General features: G+C 41.3%; 18 protein-coding genes. 15 read left to right on the forward strand and 3 right to left on the reverse strand.

Translation table 11 applies throughout. From position 1 onward, the window contains the following. Nucleotides 1–170: 170 nt before the first annotated feature. From FGM00_RS08920 to FGM00_RS08965, 10 genes are all read left to right on the forward strand, one after another. Entirely contained in the window at nucleotides 171–416 is a 246-nt protein-coding gene (locus tag FGM00_RS08920) for a hypothetical protein (RefSeq protein ID WP_138852571.1), read from the forward strand. Nucleotides 417–432: 16 nt separating this feature from the next. Further along, nucleotides 433–834: a hypothetical protein gene (locus tag FGM00_RS08925; RefSeq protein WP_138852572.1), complete on the forward strand. Its 402-nt coding sequence runs from the start codon at nucleotides 433–435 to the stop codon at nucleotides 832–834. Nucleotides 835–1,484: 650 nt separating this feature from the next. Continuing rightward, nucleotides 1,485–2,534, forward strand: coding sequence for a glutaminyl-peptide cyclotransferase (locus FGM00_RS08930; protein WP_138852573.1), 1,050 nt, complete (start codon nucleotides 1,485–1,487; stop codon nucleotides 2,532–2,534). Nucleotides 2,535–2,537: 3 nt separating this feature from the next. Continuing rightward, nucleotides 2,538–2,933 (forward strand): acyl-CoA thioesterase, encoded by a 396-nt coding sequence (locus FGM00_RS08935; protein WP_138852574.1) that lies wholly within the window; start codon nucleotides 2,538–2,540, stop codon nucleotides 2,931–2,933. 30 nt (nucleotides 2,934–2,963) lie between these two features. Then, entirely contained in the window at nucleotides 2,964–4,508 is a 1,545-nt protein-coding gene (locus tag FGM00_RS08940; protein WP_138852575.1) for a hypothetical protein, read from the forward strand. A 219-nt stretch (nucleotides 4,509–4,727) separates the two neighbouring features. Then, nucleotides 4,728–5,459: a LytR/AlgR family response regulator transcription factor gene (locus FGM00_RS08945; RefSeq protein WP_138852576.1), complete on the forward strand. Its 732-nt coding sequence runs from the start codon at nucleotides 4,728–4,730 to the stop codon at nucleotides 5,457–5,459. A 250-nt stretch (nucleotides 5,460–5,709) separates the two neighbouring features. Then, nucleotides 5,710–6,459 carry a hypothetical protein gene (locus FGM00_RS08950; RefSeq protein WP_138852577.1) on the forward strand — a complete coding sequence of 250 codons (750 nt, stop codon included), beginning with the start codon at nucleotides 5,710–5,712 and terminating at the stop codon, nucleotides 6,457–6,459. A 72-nt stretch (nucleotides 6,460–6,531) separates the two neighbouring features. Then, nucleotides 6,532–8,610 (forward strand): tetratricopeptide repeat-containing sensor histidine kinase, encoded by a 2,079-nt coding sequence (locus FGM00_RS08955; RefSeq protein WP_138852578.1) that lies wholly within the window; start codon nucleotides 6,532–6,534, stop codon nucleotides 8,608–8,610. A gap of 4 nt (nucleotides 8,611–8,614) precedes the next feature. Continuing rightward, nucleotides 8,615–9,286: a response regulator gene (locus FGM00_RS08960; protein ID WP_138852579.1), complete on the forward strand. Its 672-nt coding sequence runs from the start codon at nucleotides 8,615–8,617 to the stop codon at nucleotides 9,284–9,286. A 121-nt stretch (nucleotides 9,287–9,407) separates the two neighbouring features. Next, complete coding sequence (locus tag FGM00_RS08965) at nucleotides 9,408–10,088, forward strand: hypothetical protein (protein WP_138852580.1); 681 nt, start codon at nucleotides 9,408–9,410, stop codon at nucleotides 10,086–10,088. A gap of 23 nt (nucleotides 10,089–10,111) precedes the next feature. On the opposite strand, the gene glyA is transcribed toward FGM00_RS08965, so the two are convergent. Beyond that, a complete protein-coding gene (glyA, locus tag FGM00_RS08970) occupies nucleotides 10,112–11,386 on the reverse strand; it encodes a serine hydroxymethyltransferase (protein ID WP_138852581.1) in 1,275 nt (424 codons plus the stop codon). Nucleotides 11,387–11,768: 382 nt separating this feature from the next. Here glyA and FGM00_RS08975 point away from each other — a divergent pair, with 382 nt between their 5' ends. Then, nucleotides 11,769–12,953 carry a hypothetical protein gene (locus tag FGM00_RS08975; RefSeq protein ID WP_138852582.1) on the forward strand — a complete coding sequence of 395 codons (1,185 nt, stop codon included), beginning with the start codon at nucleotides 11,769–11,771 and terminating at the stop codon, nucleotides 12,951–12,953. 74 nt (nucleotides 12,954–13,027) lie between these two features. Here FGM00_RS08975 and ytxJ read toward each other — a convergent pair whose 3' ends face one another. After that, nucleotides 13,028–13,444 carry a bacillithiol system redox-active protein YtxJ gene (gene ytxJ / locus FGM00_RS08980; RefSeq protein WP_138852583.1) on the reverse strand — a complete coding sequence of 139 codons (417 nt, stop codon included), beginning with the start codon at nucleotides 13,442–13,444 and terminating at the stop codon, nucleotides 13,028–13,030. 170 nt (nucleotides 13,445–13,614) lie between these two features. On the opposite strand from ytxJ, the gene clpB reads away from it, so the two are divergent. Together clpB and FGM00_RS08990 are read left to right on the forward strand one after the other, a co-directional pair. Further along, nucleotides 13,615–16,215 carry an ATP-dependent chaperone ClpB gene (gene clpB / locus FGM00_RS08985; protein WP_138852584.1) on the forward strand — a complete coding sequence of 867 codons (2,601 nt, stop codon included), beginning with the start codon at nucleotides 13,615–13,617 and terminating at the stop codon, nucleotides 16,213–16,215. A 111-nt stretch (nucleotides 16,216–16,326) separates the two neighbouring features. Next, complete coding sequence (locus FGM00_RS08990) at nucleotides 16,327–16,923, forward strand: TetR/AcrR family transcriptional regulator (RefSeq protein WP_138852585.1); 597 nt, start codon at nucleotides 16,327–16,329, stop codon at nucleotides 16,921–16,923. Between the two features lie 17 nt (nucleotides 16,924–16,940). Here the strand turns inward: FGM00_RS08990 and FGM00_RS08995 are convergent, their stop codons facing one another. After that, a complete protein-coding gene (locus FGM00_RS08995; RefSeq protein ID WP_138852586.1) occupies nucleotides 16,941–18,458 on the reverse strand; it encodes a PorP/SprF family type IX secretion system membrane protein in 1,518 nt (505 codons plus the stop codon). A gap of 163 nt (nucleotides 18,459–18,621) precedes the next feature. Between FGM00_RS08995 and FGM00_RS09000 the strand changes: the two genes are divergently transcribed. Both FGM00_RS09000 and smpB read left to right on the forward strand, forming a co-directional pair. After that, nucleotides 18,622–19,179, forward strand: a complete 558-nt coding sequence (locus FGM00_RS09000) for a SixA phosphatase family protein (protein ID WP_138852587.1) — start codon at nucleotides 18,622–18,624, stop codon at nucleotides 19,177–19,179. A 171-nt stretch (nucleotides 19,180–19,350) separates the two neighbouring features. Beyond that, entirely contained in the window at nucleotides 19,351–19,812 is a 462-nt protein-coding gene (gene smpB / locus FGM00_RS09005; RefSeq protein ID WP_138852588.1) for an SsrA-binding protein SmpB, read from the forward strand. Nucleotides 19,813–19,844 lie beyond the last annotated feature (32 nt).

Raw genomic sequence — 19,844 nt, forward strand, 5'->3', positions numbered from 1 at the left:
CCGGAATAAAAATAAAAATGAACCAAAGATTTTTCATATTCCCTATACTCCTACTGCTACTTTTGAATTGTCACGAGCCTGTACAAAAATGTGAAACTATAGATACAAATGCCATTCTATTCATCAACAAAACGGCGAATAAAAAAACAGCAGTCAAGAGTACAGTAATTATGGACACTATATTTCTTAAAAAAATTTGTGCATTACTACTCAACAAAAGTAAAAGACTGACTGATGTTAATATCAGAAACAACAAGGGTTACTTTGAAGTTTTATTTAAAGAAAACAAATCGTTTTATTTTGACATGTTCTACACTGATTATGACGGTACTGTCTTTAGATTGAGTACGAACTTATACTATAAAAACGATGAATTGGTAGAACTGTTGGAATCAGAATTAATGTTGCCGGATTAGACCAAACTCTATTCTTATGAAAACGAACCCCTATATTATCCTCACCCTGATTTTGCTATCGCTTACAAGCTGTATGGAGGAAATAAAGAACTGCGAACAGACCACGAACAGAAACATATTGGTTTTAAACAAAACGCCACATAAAAAGACCACCGCAAGAACGGCAAAGATAGATGACCAAGTATTTTTGAACAATATGTGCACTGTTCTTTTTAAATATCGTAAAAGACTGTCTGATGTAAAGATTAGGAATAGTCAAGGATTTTTAGAAGTTATCTTCGAAGAGAACAAGGATTATTATTTTCTCATGATTTATACTGAAAATGACGGTACGGTTTTTAGAATGAGTACTAACACATACTACCAAAACGATAGTTTGGTCAATCTTTTGGAGTCTAAAGTGATGTTACCCGACTAATTAATGCCGACTTCTTCGTGAGAATATTCCCGTTTCCCGTACTTATCTTGATTTTCTTTTCCGTAGCTGGTTGCCACGAACCAGTACAAAACTGCGATACTATCGATACAAAAGCCCTCATTTTTTATCAATAGATCAGCTTACAAAAAAACAGCGGCTAAGAATACAGTCATAAGAGATACTGTATTCCTTAAAAAGATATGTTCTGTATTATTCGACAAGCGTAAAAGACTTACTGATGTCGATGTAAGATATAACCGGGGATTTTTGGAAGTTCTTTTTAAAGAAAATAAATCACTTTACTTTCGCATGATTTATACCGACTATGATGGTGTTGTTTTTAGCCTTGGCACAAATCTTCATTATAAAAACGATGAATTGGTCGAATTGTTGGAATCAGAATTAATGTTGCCCGACTAAGGGGCTGTCGTAGTAATCGACCTTTAACACGTTTGATTTGTTACGTATACTTCTCGAATTTGACAAACGAAAAAAAAACACTCCCCACTCCTCCCAGTAACCATATCTTGAATACAATCGTTTTATCTTTTAAAGTTATTGGATTAACTTGCCTTCGAATTCAAAAAGAGGGAGTCGATTCCCCATATTTAAGATAAATCGTCAATTCGTAGTTAAAATAGTCGGTACAAATGAACATCTTTAAATTTATAAGCCTGAATCTTTTCTCCTTACTCGTTCTTGGTTGTGGTGATATGGATAGGAAAAAGGCAGCGCTTTTTGCTATCCAACTAGACGGAAAGGAATTCAAGCAAAATGAGTCCGTAGCAGTTTCTATTAAGAACAAGGACGGGAAAACCGTAGAAAACGTGAGCTATTCCATTGATGGAAAAACACTGGAACTCACTGACGGAAAATTACTTCTCGACATCGGGCAGTTGGGAAATAAAGTTTTAAAAGCTAAAGTAGCATACGACGAGGGTGTAGAGGAAGTTACCAAAGACATACGCATTTTTGCACCTTCCGCTCCTGAGGTGTATACCTATGAAATCATTAAGGAGTACCCGCATGACAACAGGGCCTATACCCAAGGATTGGAATTTCACGACGGGGTCCTCTACGAAAGCACCGGTAAACCAGGTAGGTCGTCTTTGCGAAAAGTAGATTTTGAAACCGGGAAAGTACTACAGCAGGTAGATATGGACAAAACGATTTTTGGTGAGGGAATTACCATTTTCGATGAGAAAATATATATGCTCAGTTGGAAAAAAAAGACAGGCTATATCTACAAGCTTTCCGACCTGAGCAAAATAAACAATTTTCAATACGGCGAAAGTAAGGAAGGTTGGGGGTTGACCAATAACGGTACGAAATTGATCAAAAGTGACGGTACCGAAAAAATATGGTTCCTCAATCCGGAAACCCTGATCGAGGAAGGCTACATTCAAACCGTAACCCACAATAAAATTGTCAATAGTGCCAATGAGCTGGAGTATGTAGCTGGTAAAATCTACGCCAACGTGTACCAAAAGCCTAGTATAATGATTATCGATGCAACGAGCGGCGCTATCGAGGGAGTGGTCAACTTTAGCGGCTTATCGAAGAAAATCACGAAAACACCGGATTGGAACGATAAAGATCAGGTTTTTAATGGCATTGCGTATCATCCGGACCGAAAAACCTTTTTCGTGACCGGAAAGGACTGGGACAAAATGTTCGAGGTGCACATACTGAAAAAATAAGCAATGCCCCATCACGAAAAAACGATTATCGTATCGGAGGCCGATTTAGATGAATTACAGCACGTGAATAATGTGCGGTACTTACAATGGATACAGGATATTTCGAAAGAGCACTGGCAAATTCTAGTAGCTGCGGAAGATCAAAAAGCGATGATTTGGGTAGTAATGCGTCACGAAATAGACTATAAGAATGCAGCTGTCATCGGGGACGAATTACGCATTAAGACCCATATAAATAGTAGTCGGGGAGCAACTTCGGTACGGGTTGTGGAAATGGTAAATACCAAAACAGATCAACTAGTCGTTCGCTCACGAACGAAATGGTGTTTGCTGAGCAGTATTACAAATAAGCCTATACGCATTCCCGAGAACATTATCGCGATTTTTAGCACGGATTAAAGGAACTGAAACGCAAAAACTACTCTAGGAATGAAGTATTTGAGACTACCCCATTTTTGCTATTCGGGTCTGTTGTTGCTCCTAGTTATATTATGGAGTTCCTGTCGAAAAGATTTTGATTACGCTCCGAGCACGGGAAGCCTTGAATTTTCTAGGGATACGGTATATTTAGATACCATATTCTCAAATATCGGCAGTAGTACCTATTCCTTGAAAGTCTATAATCGTTCGAGCGAGAATATCGAAATTCCTTCCATAGGACTGGCACAGGGCGAGAACAGTGCATACCGACTCAATGTAGATGGAAGCGCTGGAAAGGCATTTCGGAATATTCCTCTACTGGCCAAAGACAGTTTATTTATTTTTATTGAGACCACTGTGGATATTTCCGAGAATATCGCCTCCTTTTTATATACCGATGCGCTACAGTTTGATTCGGGCAGCAATCTGCAAGAAGTACAGCTGGTTACTTTGGTAAAGGACGCCGTTTTTATTTTCCCTCCTACGAATGCCGATGGCAGTAAGGAAACTTTCGTACTTGGCGTTGATGCGGCGGGTAACGAAATACGGGTCGAAGGCATAACGCTAGCCAAGGAGCAACTCGATTTCACGAACGAAAGGCCTTATGTTATATATGGCTACGCAGCCGTTCCCGAGAACGAAACCCTTTCGATGGCTCCCGGAGTCCGTGTGCACTTTCACAACAACTCTGGTATTTGGGTAAGGCCTAATGCATCGATCAGCGTTGTCGGCGCGTTGAGTACGGATACGTTGTTGTTGGAAAACGAAGTAATCTTGGAAGGCGATCGCTTAGAACCGGAATTCAGCGATGTTCCCGGTCAATGGGGCGGGGTATGGATTTCGAAGGGAAGCACGGACAACGACATTGACCATCTGACATTAAAAAACGCAACTATCGGACTGATGGTTGAGGGAGTTCAGGAACAACCCACTCCTACCCTAACCCTTAAGAATTCAAGAATTCAAAATTCAGCAAGTGTAAATCTTTGGGCAAAAACGGCTTCTATAGTTGGTGAAAATGTTATTCTTGGGGGAGCCGGAGCAATATCCTTATACTGCAACCTAGGAGGGGATTATTCGTTTACGCATACCACCATCGCCAATTATTGGGTAAACGGATTCCGTGCCGGAGAAGCTTTGCGTATCGATAATGAAGTAAATTTACTTTCAGGTGAGACCTTGCAGGGCGATTTGATAAATGCATCGTTTACGAATACCATCATCGATGGAAATAGTTTTACGGAATTGGCGTTAAGTGATAATGGTACGAACATCTTCAACTTCTCGTTTACCAACTGTACATTGCAATTCGAAGGAACAAACGAAGACCCCGTGTATGACTTTACCAATACCGAGTTCTACACGGCGGTTTTTTTGAGCGCCGCTACAGATTTTAAGAATGCCGTTGCAAATGATTTTAGAATCGACTCCGAATCAGAGGCAATTGGCAAGGGTAATCTTGAGGCCGCATTAGAAGTACCTTTTGACCTTCTCGGTAACGACCGAACAATGCGGCCGGATATTGGCGCTTTTCAATCCCAAATTGAAAATTAATTCCTTTTAACATTCTGAAAGCGTTGTTATATTATCTTTCAAAACCTGTCGTAAATAACTTTATGTACAAATCAGGTTATACTTTCCATATATCAGAAACACCTTTCATCAAGCCAAAAGTTTAACTTTTGAGGTAAAAAAACCTAATTATTCTAAGGAAAATCAGTAATCGGGTTTAAAATACTATCGCTACTTTGCAATTCACTAATTTCCCCCATAGTGCAGTATACGTACCTTATCATCGATTCCGAAACCACGTCGTGTTTGGAGCTACAAGACTATTTGGAAGAATATCCAGAGTTTGTAGCCAAAGGGCATTGCTTGGACGAAAAAGAAGGCATTAATGGCATTTTGAAACACGAACCCGACATCGTTTTTATCAATTTAGATAAAAATGCCAAGGAACATTTCGGGATGGTCACTGAATTGCATCGCTACATTCAGACTTTGCCGATTTTGATAGGCATCTCCCAAACGCAAGAACAAGCGTATATGGCGATTAAAAACAATTTCTTTGATTATTGGTTGATGCCCTCCACCGAATTGGAAGTTCGAAAGTCGCTTTTGAAACTGAAGCGTAGAAATTCGAGAAATGAAGAGCCGTTAAAACTCTGTTTAAAATCATACCGCGATTACCATTATGTCAACACCGAGGACATCCTCTATTTAAAGGCAGATAATAACGCTACAGATGTTTTTATGGCCGATGGTACCAAAATAAATGCCTATAAAAGCCTTAAAAAATTCGAGCAACAATTGCCCGATAATTTCGTTAGGGTTCATCAGAGCTATATATTGAATACAAAGCATGTGGCCCGTATCAATTACGGAAAGGCCATTTGTAGTCTTACAGGGCAAAATCTTCAGTTGCCTTTTTCCAAGACGTATAAAGAGAATATCGATTGCCTCAAATCGAGACTCTCAAAAAATTCAATAGTATCTTTAAATTAAGATAATTCTTACAAAATACATAAGAATACCCTGTAATATAGTGCATCTACACAATTTTACGTATTTCGACTCCCTACGATAAGCTGTCTATCTATTTTTAATTTGATTATTAACCTTTAAACCCTATATATTATGAAAAAAGTAATGTTAATTGCAGCGGTAACGCTATTGAGTGTTGGTTTTCACACTCTTGATAATACCTTAAACAACGACCAAACAAAAAATCTAGAAAATCTTTTAGCCACAGACGGTGAGGATTCCAAAACGGACAACAGGGGCGACGCAATCGCATTTACCGACGGGGAGGATTCCAAAACGGACAACAGGGGCGACGCAATCGCATTTACCGACGGGGAGGATTCCAAAACGGGCAACAGGGGCGACGCAATCGCATTTACCGACGGGGAGGATTCCAAACGGACAACAGGGCGACGCAATCGCATTTACCGACGGGGAGGATTCCAAAACGGACAACAGGGGCGACGCAATCGCATTTACCGACGGGGAGGATTCCAAAACGGACAACAGGGGCGACGCAATCGCATTTACCGACGGGGAGGATTCCAAAACGGACAACAGGGGCGACGCAATCGCATTTACCGACGGGGAGGATTCCAAAACGGACAACAGGGGCGACGCAATCGCATTTACCGACGGGGAGGATTCCAAAACGGACAACAGGGGCGACGCAATCGCATTTACCGACGGGGAGGATTCCAAAACGGACAACAGGGGCGACGCAATCGCATTTACCGACGGGGAGGATTCCAAAACGGACAACAGGGGCGACGCAATCGCATTTACCGACGGGGAGGATTCCAAAACGGACAACAGGGGCGACGCAATCGCATTTACCGACGGGGAGGATTCCAAAACGGACAACAGGGGCGACGCAATCGCATTTACCGACGGGGAGGATTCCAAAACGGACAACAGGGGCGACGCAATCGCATTTACCGACGGGGAGGATTCCAAAACGGACAACAGGGGCGACGCATAAACGTTTAAATTTCTTACAAAATAACCATAGCTTCAACACTCAATTGTTGGGGCTTTTTTTTAACTTGCTTACATGCAGTTAAAATTGAATCCACAATTTTTAATAAGTTCCATTGCAATTTTATTTTCACTTTCTTGTGGAAATGATAACCTAAATACTTCAGTTCAAAGAGTCGTCTCTCAGGATAGTGTGGGATACTGGATTTTAAAGGACAACGCCCAGAATAATACTATTTATGAAGAAAATTTGAGAAAGGCACTTTCTGCGGTACAGGAAGAAAAAAACGATTCACTTAAAGCAAATTATGCATCTGATCTTTCTTTGAAGTTTCTGATGAAAAAAGATTCGATAAATTTTAAAAAAGCCAATAAACTTGCTCTTTTCTCTGCTCAAAAAATTAAAGACTCCTCTAAAATTGCGGCGGCCCACTGGGATGCAGGCGATTTTTTTAGAGACTACAATGTTGCCGATAGCGCTTATTTCCACTACAATGCGGCGCATAAAATTTATAAAGAACTAAACAAAGACTACAACTCGGGTCGTATGTTATACAACATGTCTTTGGCCCTGACAACAATTAAGGACTATACAACCGCAGAAACTTATGCTATAGAAGCCATAAAAATTTTTAAACCTTTGAAAAAACACGACAAATTATATAGTTGCTACAACCATCTAGGAATTGTATCGAATAATTTAAAAGAGTATCAAAAGGCTTTGGAATATCATCAAAAGGCCCTCGAATTTCTCAAGAAAGCCGATTATAATAGTGTTGATGAAGCGAGGTCTAAAAATAACATTGGGTCTGTTTATCTTGCACAGGACAGATATGAACTCGCTTTAAAGGAATTTCTGGAAGTGCTTAAATCCGATAGTCTTTTCTTCAAAAATACTAAGTTATATGCCAAAGCGTTGAGCAATGCCGCCTACAGTCGATTTAAGTTAAAAGACACCACTGAAGTCCGGGATTTATTTGAAAAGGCCATCGTCATCAAAGATAGCATTAGAGACACCAAAGCCCTTTCCCGCTCATATTACACTATGGCGGAGTTCTTGTTATCCAAGAAAGACTCTTCTACTGCACTTAACTTTGCAAAAAAAGCAAAAAAAACATCACAAGCAAGCGACAACAACCTTAGGGTGCTGGAAACCTTAGGCCTTTTGACGAAAATAGACCCTAAAAACGCTACCGCTTACACCTCTGAATACATTACCCTTAACGACAGCCTACAAATTGCCGAACGCCGGGCCCGTAACAAATTTGAACGTATCCGTTTTGAAACCAACGAGACCCTCGCCGAAAACGAACTCCTCGCCAGACAAAAGCAATTATGGACCGGTATTGCCGCAACATTATTGCTGCTGGCCATTTCGTCTTTTATCATCATAGATCAGCGGCGAAAAAACGAGAAGTTGCGTTTTCAAGAAGAACAGCAGGCGAGCAATCAAAAAATCTTCAATATGCTACTTAATGAGAAATCGAATATTGAAGAAGGTAAGAAACTCGCCCAAAAACGTATTTCCGAAGAATTGCATGACGCCGTACAAGGTCGCATTCAAGGTATTCGAATGCTTTTATTGGGTTTGAATAAGCGCAATACACCTGAAGCAATCGAACAACGAGGCCTTGCTATTTCCGAGCTACAGGACGTACAAGAAGAAGTAAGGGCTATTTCGCATGAGCTTAGCCATTCGGCCTACCAAAAAATTTATGGTTTTATTACCACCATACAGGATTTGTTGAACGATGTTAAGGAAAGTGCGGGACTTCAAAGTTTATTCCTGTTCAATGAAGAAGTCGACTGGGATGGCTTCGATGGCGACGTAAAAATCAACGTGTACCGAATCATTCAGGAGAGCATCCAAAATTGTGTCAAACATGCCCATGCAAAAAATGTAGAATTGACTTTTAGCATCCAAGAAGATAAGGTATTCAAAGTAGTTTTGAAGGATGACGGGAAGGGCTTTAAGGTAAAGAACCGTAAAAAAGGTATCGGTATGCGGAATATCAATTCACGGGTGGAAAAATTAAAAGGCTCGTGGGAAATTAACAGCACAATCGGGGAAGGTACCACGGTAATTTTGTATATTCCTATTAAAAATCATGAACAATTTCATAAAGCTGCGGAAACTATAGTGGCAGCGTCATAAATTTATGGGTAGAACAATTAAAATATTATCGGTAGACGACCATCAGATGACCGCATTGGGGTATAAGTATATTCTCGAAGATGCGGAATTCGATGACTTTGATGTACGTGTAGATGTGGCCACGGGATATGAGGAAGGTCAAAAGAAAATTGAATTCTCGGCCCGTTCGGTGCGATACGACATTATTCTCTTGGATATTTCGCTTTTTCCACCAGAGGCAAAAGACCCCCGTACAGGGGAGGATTTGGGTAAACTGGCCCGCCAACTGGTTCCGGAGAGCAGCATCGTATTCATGTCCTCCTTTAGCGACAGTTTTCGAATCAATAGCATTTGTCAGGCCGTCGATCCGGAAGGCTATATGGTCAAGTCCGAAATCGATGAACTTTCCCTTATCGAAATGGTAAAGACCGTAACTACCGCCCCACCTTACTACACACATTTGGCATTGGTAGCGGCAAGAAAAAATATCGCGCAAGATTATAAAATTGACAAACTCGATAGAACGCTTCTCTACGAATTATCAATAGGCACCAAGACCAAAGATATGCGTGCTAGAATCCCAGTCTCTATGGCTACCATCGACAATCGCAAAAGGGCTCTGAAGATACTCTTCGGTGTAAAGGAAAAAAACGACCTGGCATTGATAGAAGAGGCGAGAAACCGTGGTTTCATTTAGAAAAAGGCAAAAAAAAAGGCATTTCGAGAGAAAAACCTAATTTTTATAAGGTTTTTATGTAAGTGGTCAATTGCATTAACAGTTAGTTTTGTTAATGTCAAACCACCACAACATACCGCTCATGCCATTCAACCTAGAAAATTTCAAAAACCAGCCGCCAATTGTTGTCATTAAAGACGAAGATATTTGTGGCCTTTCGCTTTTTAAAAAGAGACTGGAACAACTTTTCTTTTCGGATGTAATCATTCGCAATAGTAGTTGTGAGACCCAAATAGCCAAACTGATAATCGAGGTCTCCTGTAATTTTAATTTATGGCAGGGTATGTCGCATCTGAAATCCGGCATTTGGGCGCAGTTTAGCAGAACATCGGACAGGCCCGTTAACACATCCGAATTTTACAATCTGGTCACTCAATTACAAGACCAAAACGATTTTCCGATCGAGGTAGAGGAAGTCTCGATTATTTTTGAGAATTGCAATGTTATTATCAACCAAATTTACGATTGCAGTATTCCCGAACAGTTAGATTCTATTCTAACCGAACTGGCCAACCACTACTCTGGGCTTACAAAGGAATTACAAGAAGTTCCCTACGAGATTTTTATTCCGGTGTTCGAGGAACAAACGAATACTGATGTTTTTTCCGAAACATTGCTACCCAACGTACTCAATGATACCAATAGGAACATCGATTATTTCAATTATTGGGGCCTTTATTTCAATTCGGATAATGATGCCACAATCTATGATTTCAACGAAAAGGGCATTACAAGCGGGGAGTTGAATATGTTGATTGATTAGAGTTATTTCAAAATAACAAAAGCCTACCCGTTAAAAAGTGCCCGGCCTTTCATCATCGCATTCACTTTAACTTTTACACTTGCTTGCACCTCCTCCGTGTCGGGATGGGTCAAAACTTCGTCCACCAAGTCTACGATAGTGGCCATATCACCTTCTTTAAGTCCGCGGGTAGTAATGGCGGCAGTACCAAATCGTATACCCGATGTTACAAACGGTGATTTGTCATCGAATGGAACCATGTTCTTGTTCGCGGTAATATCCGCATTTACCAAAATACGTTCTGCATCCTTACCGGTAATATCTTTATTTCGGAGATCGATAAGCATCATATGATTGTCCGTACCACCAGAAATAATTTTATAATCCTTTGCCACAAAAGCAGCAGCCATTGCAGCCGCGTTCTTTTTTACTTGCAACATATAATGTAGAAAATCGTCGGTCAATGCTTCTCCAAAAGCGATGGCCTTTGCCGCGATGATATGCTCTAAAGGACCACCTTGGTTACCCGGGAACACAGCAAGGTCTAATAACGCCGACATCTTGCGTAGTTTTCCATTCTTCAGGGTAATACCGAACGGGTTATCAAAATCCTCGCCCATCAATATGAGTCCCCCTCTAGGGCCTCTTAACGTTTTATGTGTGGTAGTCGTCACAATATGGCAATGGGGAATAGGGTCGCTCAAAATTCCTTTTGCTATCAATCCGGCTGGATGGGCAATATCAGCCAATAAAAGTGCACCAACGCTATCGGCTATCTTGCGAAAGCGCTCGAAGTCCATATCCCTTGAATAGGCAGATGCACCAGCAATGATCATTTTTGGCTTTTCCTTGGTCGCGATTTCCTGAATAGCATCATAGTTGAGCAGACCGGTCTCCTCCTCTACCCCATAAAAAACCGGATTGTACAGGCGACCTGAAAAGTTTACGGGAGACCCGTGTGTTAAATGTCCGCCATGGGACAGGTCAAAACCCAATATCGTGTCTCCAGGTTGCAGGCATGCATGGTATACCGCCGCATTTGCTTGAGATCCGGAATGCGGCTGCACATTGGCGTAAGCGGCACCAAAAAGTTCTTTGGCCCTATCGATGGCCAGCTGTTCTACGACATCAACCACCTCACAACCTCCGTAATACCGTTTTCCAGGATATCCCTCGGCATATTTATTGGTCAGGACCGAACCAGCGGCTTCCATAACCTGCGGACTAGTAAAATTCTCCGAAGCAATAAGTTCTATACCATTGATCTGGCGTTCTTTTTCTTCTGCTATAAGTTCAAAAATACGAGTGTCGCGTTGCATAGTGTGAATTTAGATGAAATAGGTTGCAAAAATACGAATTGATCACTGTTTATTCATTCAAAAAATTGGATTTATTCGGAACTTATCAAATGGAAATTAACAATGTCTTTCAGGGCGCACCACCAATAATTGAAAGTATTGAAGCGACTAGTAAATGAGAGGATAGATGCTTATCCATTCCAGAAAATAAATAGCATCGAAGAATAATATAATCCGAATTCTTAATGTAGTGAAGGTAGACACGAATGCAGGGTGCACGTAGAACACTGGAATACGATAACTCATCGAATAAATACTACAAGCCGTCGATTAACGTTAGCAGAAAAACCAATCTTGGCATGGCTGTTGGAATTGTTACTTCACAACGGATAAATCTATCATTATGAAAAAACTACTACTCATCGGAATAGCAACTTTTTTAGTGGCATGTGGGGGAGTCAAAAAGACCCAAGAGGCTATAAACTTAGGTGATTATGGAAGTGCAATTGATAAATCCATTAAAAATTTGGCACAGAACAAAACGAAAAAAGGAAATCAACCCTATATCGTATTGCTGGAGGAAGCATATCGAAAAAATACGGAACGGGAGCTGAAAAACATCGCTTTTCTGGAGAAAGACGATAATCCGAGTAACTATGAGGCTATATACAACGGTTACAACGACCTCAGAAGCTTTCAGCAACGCATTAAACCACTTCTTCCGCTAACCATATTGGAAGAAAACAGAAATGCAAAGTTCAAATTCAGGGACTATAGTGATGATTTGCTCGATGCCAAAGAACAGCTTTCGGAATATCTTTACGATAATGCCGAGGAGTTGATGAACAATGCCGTCAGTAAATTCGATTTTAGAAAAGCCTATGACGATTTCAAATACCTCAACGAAATCAATCCTGGTTTTGAAGACTCAGAGCAACTCATGCAAATAGCATACGAAAAGGGTCTTCACTACGTAAAAGTAGCTGTTGTGAACCAAACCCAACAAATAATCCCCGCACGACTGGAGCAAGATTTATTGAACTTTAACACCTACGGGCTGGACGAACTTTGGACGAGATATCATACGAACCCACAAGATGATATTATGTACGATTACGATATGAATATCGCTTTCCGAAGTATCAGTGTTTCCCCGGAGCGCGTGAATGAAAAACAAATCGTAAAGGAAAGGCGGATAAAGGATGGTTATCGCTATGCTACCGATACCGATGGGGCTATTGTGAAAGATAGTCTAGGGAATAAAATCAAGGTCGACAGGTTTAAGACCGTGCAGTGCAACTTTTATCAGTTCACGCAATTCAAAACGGCCAAGGTTGATGGAGCGGTGCATTTCGTTGATTTGCAAACCAAGCAGGAAATAAATTCCTACCCTATCTCAAGCGAATTCGTATTTGAACATGTCTATGCCAACTATGATGGGGATAAACGGGCGTTGGATAACGATTTGGTATCATTGCTCAATCTTGCGGAAATACCTTTCCCGACCAATGAACAGATGGTCTATGATGCCGGCAAAGACCTTAAGATGCGTATAAAGGAAATTTTGAAAAGACAGCGATTCAATTAAAGACTATGCAATAGAGAGATTTTGAAGAAAAAGCTACTATCCAGCATCATAAAAGCCCCAAAATCGAGGCTTTTTTACACGTATTTATGTAAATCCAGCTCGGTTATAGCTCCGTGCGATGCATGTGCGACCGCAGTACCATTTCGAACAATCAACAGTTGGGGCGATTGGTGCATTACTTGAAAAAGATAGCCCGTCTCGTTCGAAACCTCTCGGTAAGCATGCAAATCCAAGTAGTAAAAATCCATTTGGCCTTCCTCAAGGTCATAATTACTGTTGAACATGTTCATTACCATTCTGCTAATACCGCAGGTGGTGGAGTGCTTAAAAACAACCTGGGTTTTCGTTTTCGACCTTTCAACGATTTCATTTAATTGCGCAACCGTGGTCAAAGCCAACCAAGGTACCTTTTTGGTATCTTTTTCCGCGCGCCCTGCAGCAGCCTCGTCACTTCCGTTACTATTACCGAACAATCCTTTTAAAAATCCCATGTGTTTCTATTAATTTTAATCTAAGTCGAACTTGTTCCCTAAACTTACAAACTGTCGAAATGTCCCTTTTTTATTGACTTTGACTGACATTTTGTCTGTCTTCGTCGCTTGGTAGGGTTGTTGACTTATAGACATCAAAAATAAGCAATAACAAAAAAGATATAAGCCATATGAACTTTAATAATTACACTATAAAATCGCAGGAGGCTGTACAATATGCCCAGCAACTTGCCCAAGAGATGGGACATCAGCAGATAGAGAACGAACACTTGTTCAAAGCGCTCATGGTCGTTGAAGAAAATGTGATTCCGTTTATCCTAAAAAAATTGAACATAAACACCGCTTTATTAACTCAGGTATTGGACAAGGAATTGGAAAGTTTCCCCAAGGTATCGGGTGGTGATATGATGATGGGACGCAATGCCGGAAAATCCTTGAACGAGGCAAGTAGTATTGCCAAGAAAATGGACGATGAGTTTGTTTCCATTGAGCATTTGTTACTGGCCATTTTCAAATCGAAAAGTAAAATCGCCCAAATTTTAAAAGATCAGGGTGCTACGGAGAAAGACCTTGTAGCGGCAATCAACGAATTGCGCAAAGGAGGAAGGGTAACCTCGCAGAGCGCCGAAGAAACGTACAACTCTTTAGAAAAATACGCTAAAAACCTGAATCAAATGGCCGATAACGGCAAGCTCGACCCTGTAATCGGTCGTGATGAGGAAATACGGCGCATATTGCAAATATTATCACGGCGTACCAAAAACAACCCAATGCTCGTAGGTGAACCGGGCGTAGGTAAAACAGCCATCGCCGAAGGCTTGGCCCATCGCATCGTTCAAGGCGATATTCCCGAAAATCTAAAAGATAAGGTCATCTATTCTTTGGATATGGGGGCATTAATCGCCGGGGCGAAATACAAAGGCGAATTCGAAGAACGGTTAAAAGCCGTTATTAAGGAGGTCGTATCCTCCGATGGGGACATCGTACTTTTTATCGATGAGATACACACCCTTGTCGGGGCAGGTGGAGGTCAAGGAGCTATGGACGCAGCGAATATTCTAAAACCAGCCTTGGCCAGAGGAGAGCTTAGAGCTATTGGCGCTACCACTTTAGACGAATATCAAAAATACTTTGAAAAAGACAAGGCCTTGGAGCGTCGTTTTCAAAAGGTGGTCGTAAACGAGCCGGACACCGAGAGCGCTATCTCCATTCTCCGCGGAATAAAAGAAAAATATGAGACCCACCATAAAGTCCGTATCAAGGATGAAGCCGTTATAGCTGCGGTGGAACTTTCACAGCGTTACATTACCAATCGCTTTCTACCCGACAAGGCGATAGATTTGATGGATGAGGCAGCATCTAAACTGCGCATGGAAATCAATTCAAAACCAGAAGAACTTGATGTTTTGGATCGAAAAATCATGCAGTTGGAAATCGAAATCGAGGCTATTAAACGGGAAGATGACAAAGCAAAACTCAAGGTTTTGAATGTTGACCTGGCCAATTTGAAAGAGGAAAGAAACGAATTATTCGCGAAATGGGAAAGCGAAAAGATGGTCGTAGACAATATTCAGAAAACAAAACAGGATATTGAGAATTTTAAGGTCGAGGCCGAACGGGCGGAACGCAATGGCGATTACGGCAAAGTAGCGGAGCTGCGATACGGAAAAATCAAGGAGGCCAACGAGAAACTGCGGGAGCTGCAAGACGCACTGGCCGAACAACAGCATGCGGGCACTTTAATAAAGGAAGAGGTTACCAATGAGGATATTGCCGAGGTAGTTGCGAAATGGACCGGTATCCCGGTAGCGAAAATGCTACAAAGTGAAAGGGAAAAGCTTTTGAAACTAGAAGAGGTACTGCACAAGCGCGTAGTGGGCCAAGAGGAAGCCATACAGGCCGTTTCCGATGCCATTCGTAGAAGCAGGGCGGGTCTTCAGGACACTAAAAAGCCTATAGGGTCATTTCTTTTCCTAGGAACCACAGGAGTGGGAAAAACGGAACTTACCAAGACCTTGGCCGCTTATCTGTTCGATGATGAAAACGCAATGACTCGGATTGACATGAGCGAATACCAAGAACGGCATTCGGTAAGTCGTTTGGTAGGTGCTCCTCCGGGATATGTGGGCTATGATGAAGGGGGACAATTGACGGAAGCGGTTCGCCGGCGACCCTACTCCGTGGTGCTGTTGGACGAAATCGAAAAAGCGCATCCGGATACCTTCAATATTCTATTGCAGGTTTTGGACGAAGGCAGGCTCACCGATAATAAAGGTCGGGTTGCCGATTTTAAGAACAGTATCATTATTATGACCAGTAATATGGGAAGTCATATCATTCAGGAAAGATTCGAGAACACCAAGGATATCGACAGTGCAGCGGAAGCCGCTCGTGTAGAGGTGCTTGGCTTACTACGCCAAACCATACGGCCGGAATTTCTGAACCGCATCGATGATATCATTATGTTCACTCCGCTTAGCGAAGTGGATATTACTAAGATCGTAGACTTGCAACTAGGGCAATTGAAGAAAATGTTGGCCAAGCAACATATCACTATCGATGCCACCGATGAAGCTATAGCGCAAATAGCGCGGAAAGGGTACGAACCGCAGTATGGAGCACGACCAATCAAAAGAGTCATTCAGAAACTTGTTTTGAACGAGCTTTCAAAAGAGCTTCTAAGCGGAAAGATAAGTGCCGATAGTATCGTTTTAATCGATTCTTTCGATGATCAATTGGTATTTCGAAATCAGAATGAAATGGTGAATTAGCACCGATTTAATAAATTAAAAAGGATGTCAGAAATGGCATCCTTTTTTTGTATTATTAAGATACCATACAGTATATAATTTTTTTATATTTGTGAGACCAATATTCGCTCTATGACCACCAAAGCTGAGAGAACCACAGCATTCATAATAGAAACCGTTGCGCCAGTCTTCAATAAACATGGCTATATCGGCACTAGTATGAGTGATCTTACGGAAGCTACAGGCCTCACTAAAGGGGCGCTTTACGGTAATTTTGAAAATAAGGAAGCCCTGGCTTTGGCCGCTTTTGAATACAATAGCAAGATGTTATTGACGACCCTCGATGAGCAATTGGCAGGAGGTGATAGTGCTTTGGAACGTATTGGCTCATTATTGAATTTTTATCGCAACTATAGCGAATATAATGAACCCATGGGCGGATGCCCCATACTGAATGTCGGTGTTGACAGCAAGCACAATAATCGCCTGCTAAATGCCGCTGCACGGGAAACCATTGGTATTATCGAGGGCAAAATAGCGCTGGTGCTGGAGAATGGTGCCAATAATAAAGAATTCAAATTACCGGTTACCCCATTACAATTTGCAAAGCAACTGTACACCATGCTGCAAGGTGCTGTTGCCATGGCTACAATGACCGGAGACCATAAGTACCTGGTGAATACTATCGCCTATCTCGACCAACTCGTCAAACGAGAACTTAAAAAGTGATTTTTCTTCAGGTCTAACTACTCCCCCACAACCCTGAAAATCCAGATTTCATCTAAATACTTTCCAAAAAACTTACTGTTCCTTGCTTTTACCGCTTCGTTAATCGTCTCATAGCGCTTCAGATACACATAATAAAATTGGTTAGAACTCCTCAAAAAGAATTTTGGCTGTAGTTCTTTCTCGATAAGACTCTGAACGAACGATTTATAGTTTTGCTCCGATCTAAAAACGTTCGCAATAAGATAGTATCCTGATTTCAAACCATCTTCTGAAGCTACTTCTTCATATCTTTCAAGGATTTCATCTTTTTCATTTGAAACTACCTTATTACTAGGTTGTTCGCTTGTCTTAAGCGCAATGGAATCGATTTTTCTCTGATTTCTTAAGGCTTCCTCTTCCTGCGTCCGTTGCCTAGCTAATTCCTGTGCTTCCTCCAGAGCCATGATTTTGAGCGAATCTGCAGACTTTTCAATTGCTACTTTCTCAGCCTCCGCTTTCCTAATGCTATTGATGGAATCTGCCTTTTTCCATTGTTCTGCGGCGCTTTCGACCTTTCGTTGGTTTCTCTTTTTCTTTCTTTTTCTTTTGGAAGCACTCTCTTTCGTAACATCGTAAATGGATACCTTTTTAATGCTTCTCGTTGATTTACCTAGGTTGTACGCGGCAATCACTTCATAAGTCGGCTTTTTTCCATCCAAGGCAGCATCGGTAGCCCACTCTACCAAGACACCAACGGATGCCTTCTTAAAAAATCTCCCTCCAATACCGACTGACGCACCATAAAAACTATTATAGCCTGCCTGTGCCCAGTATTTAGCCGCAGAAAAGTACATATTCAAACCGATTTGGTCATCCTGAAACGGAATGGATTTCCAATATGCCGTAGGTCGTACTGAAATTGAATTTGAGAAAAGATAAAAATCATAGGTTGTAGAAAATGCATAAATACGCTCTTTGGCTCCTGAATTCCTTGCTTTTTGCGTGAAATTATAATCTAGAAGATTCTCGGATGTAAATCCAATTCCCAGGTTTTTCCATTTTAGATAGAGTCCAGGTGCCATTTGGAGAACAAAATCATTTGCTTCACTCAGCTCGGATGATGGTGTTTGTGAACCGCCAAGAAATCCAACGCCGGCGGTAACTTGCTTAAATCCGAGCAAATTTAGTCCAATACCGAATTTAACGTTGGGGTTTACAGTATAACTATAGGCATAGTTCAGCACACCACCGGTATTTAAATACACACCGGTATTGTGCTGAAAAAAACCCAAACCAGCCGATGATTCAGGATTTATTTGACGTTTGTAATTTAAGAATAAGGTTGTTGGGTCTGTATCTACTTCTTGCCATTGCCAGCGCGTCCATAATGCTACGGACTGTTTTTCCGTTCCGTATGAAGATAGAACCGGATTGAAAAAACTGGAGTTGTACTCCGTTAGGTTGTGCTGTCGAAGGTCAACCGGAATGGCGTTGTTTTGGGAATAGCTACACAATACCCATAGTAAAAAAAAAGATTTAGGGACTTTTTTGAACATTTACAAAAAAACGAAAAACAAACTCGTTCACATACTATTTTGTGCTATTTTTAGTTAATTACATAGCATAGTGTTAAAATTGGTCTGTATCTCTATTTTAAAGGAGTCATCGACAAACGCACGGGTGAGGATCAGGAAGTAATGAACAGTTTATCAATTAATAATGAAAACCTTACAAATAGTTATACTTAGCCTCTTCGTTTTAGGGTTTGCTAGCTGCAAAGACGACAAAAACAATGAGATTCCCGTTTCCAACGTCGCCGAAGCCGTTTCTACCTTCTACCTTATCCGGCATGCGGAAAAAGATAGAAGCGACCCACAGAATTCAGATCCGGAATTGAACCAAGCCGGATTGGGAAGAGCGATGCATTGGGCCGAAATCCTGAACGATGTTGCGCTGGATGTCGTGTACAGTACCGATTACCAGCGAACTGCCATGACCGCATCACCCATCTCGGTCAAAAAAGACATTGATGTTCAATACTATGACCCTCAAAATATTGATATAGAACAATTTAAGGCAGATAACCTAAACAAAAATGTTCTAGTTGTGGGCCATAGCAATACCACTCCCGATTTTGCAAATAGGTTGCTGGATGACGAAGTATACGGGCAAATGGATGATACCGACAACGGCAGTTTATTCATCGTTACCATCATCAATGGTATGGCCACCTCCCAGCGACTGGAAATCAATTGCAGCTGCCCGAGTCGCGACTAATCTGCTCTTTTTCAAAGGTAAATTATTCCGAGGTAAGCCTGCCTGCTGATAGGCCCCCAGGGTATTTTAAGTGGAAAAGCCTTAGCATTTCGAGGCAAGCCTAGGCGTATTCAAATCTCCATTATCGAGTAAAAAGAGATAACAACGAAATAGTTGTTATTTTTGTGCCATATGCAGGCAAAAATCAACATTAAGAATAAGAAGGCTCGTTTCGAATACGAGTTGCTGGATAAGTATACGGCCGGCATCGTGCTTTCCGGCACCGAAATTAAATCACTTCGACTCGGAAAAGCTTCTATTACAGAGAGTTTCTGTGAATTTAACGACCGAGGGGAGTTGTTCGTCATCAACATGCAAATCGATGAATACTCCCATGGCTCGCACTACAACCACAAGCCTAAAGCGGAACGAAAATTACTGCTGAACAAAAGGGAGTTGCGAAAACTGGAGAAAGAAGTGAAAAACTCCGGCCTAACAATCGTACCGCTGAACGTTTTTCTGACGGAAAGAGGACTGGCCAAACTGAACATTGCCCTTGCTAAAGGAAAAAAACTCTACGATAAAAGGGAGACCATTAAAGACCGCGACAATAAGAGAGATTTGGATCGCATTAAAAAGAGTTTCAATAATTGATCCAAGAAGTTCGGCTGCTTACCTTATGGAAA

This window comes from Aggregatimonas sangjinii (genome assembly GCF_005943945.1).
GTDB classification, from domain to species: domain Bacteria; phylum Bacteroidota; class Bacteroidia; order Flavobacteriales; family Flavobacteriaceae; genus Pelagihabitans; species Pelagihabitans sangjinii.

Bases quoted from the DNA above. Each gene is read 5' to 3' on its own strand.
- FGM00_RS08920 (WP_138852571.1), top strand. From the start codon at position 171: ATGGACACTATATTTCTTAAAAAAATTTGTGCATTACTACTCAACAAA.
- FGM00_RS08925 (WP_138852572.1), top strand. From the start codon at position 433: ATGAAAACGAACCCCTATATTATCCTCACCCTGATTTTGCTATCGCTT.
- FGM00_RS08930 (WP_138852573.1), top strand. From the start codon at position 1,485: ATGAACATCTTTAAATTTATAAGCCTGAATCTTTTCTCCTTACTCGTT.
- FGM00_RS08935 (WP_138852574.1), top strand. From the start codon at position 2,538: ATGCCCCATCACGAAAAAACGATTATCGTATCGGAGGCCGATTTAGAT.
- FGM00_RS08940 (WP_138852575.1), top strand. From the start codon at position 2,964: ATGAAGTATTTGAGACTACCCCATTTTTGCTATTCGGGTCTGTTGTTG.
- FGM00_RS08955 (WP_138852578.1), top strand. From the start codon at position 6,532: ATGCAGTTAAAATTGAATCCACAATTTTTAATAAGTTCCATTGCAATT.
- FGM00_RS08960 (WP_138852579.1), top strand. From the start codon at position 8,615: ATGGGTAGAACAATTAAAATATTATCGGTAGACGACCATCAGATGACC.
- FGM00_RS08965 (WP_138852580.1), top strand. From the start codon at position 9,408: ATGCCATTCAACCTAGAAAATTTCAAAAACCAGCCGCCAATTGTTGTC.
- glyA (WP_138852581.1), bottom strand. From the start codon at position 11,386: ATGCAACGCGACACTCGTATTTTTGAACTTATAGCAGAAGAAAAAGAA.
- FGM00_RS08975 (WP_138852582.1), top strand. From the start codon at position 11,769: ATGAAAAAACTACTACTCATCGGAATAGCAACTTTTTTAGTGGCATGT.
- ytxJ (WP_138852583.1), bottom strand. From the start codon at position 13,444: ATGGGATTTTTAAAAGGATTGTTCGGTAATAGTAACGGAAGTGACGAG.
- clpB (WP_138852584.1), top strand. From the start codon at position 13,615: ATGAACTTTAATAATTACACTATAAAATCGCAGGAGGCTGTACAATAT.
- FGM00_RS08990 (WP_138852585.1), top strand. From the start codon at position 16,327: ATGACCACCAAAGCTGAGAGAACCACAGCATTCATAATAGAAACCGTT.
- FGM00_RS08995 (WP_138852586.1), bottom strand. From the start codon at position 18,458: ATGTTCAAAAAAGTCCCTAAATCTTTTTTTTTACTATGGGTATTGTGT.
- FGM00_RS09000 (WP_138852587.1), top strand. From the start codon at position 18,622: ATGAAAACCTTACAAATAGTTATACTTAGCCTCTTCGTTTTAGGGTTT.
- smpB (WP_138852588.1), top strand. From the start codon at position 19,351: ATGCAGGCAAAAATCAACATTAAGAATAAGAAGGCTCGTTTCGAATAC.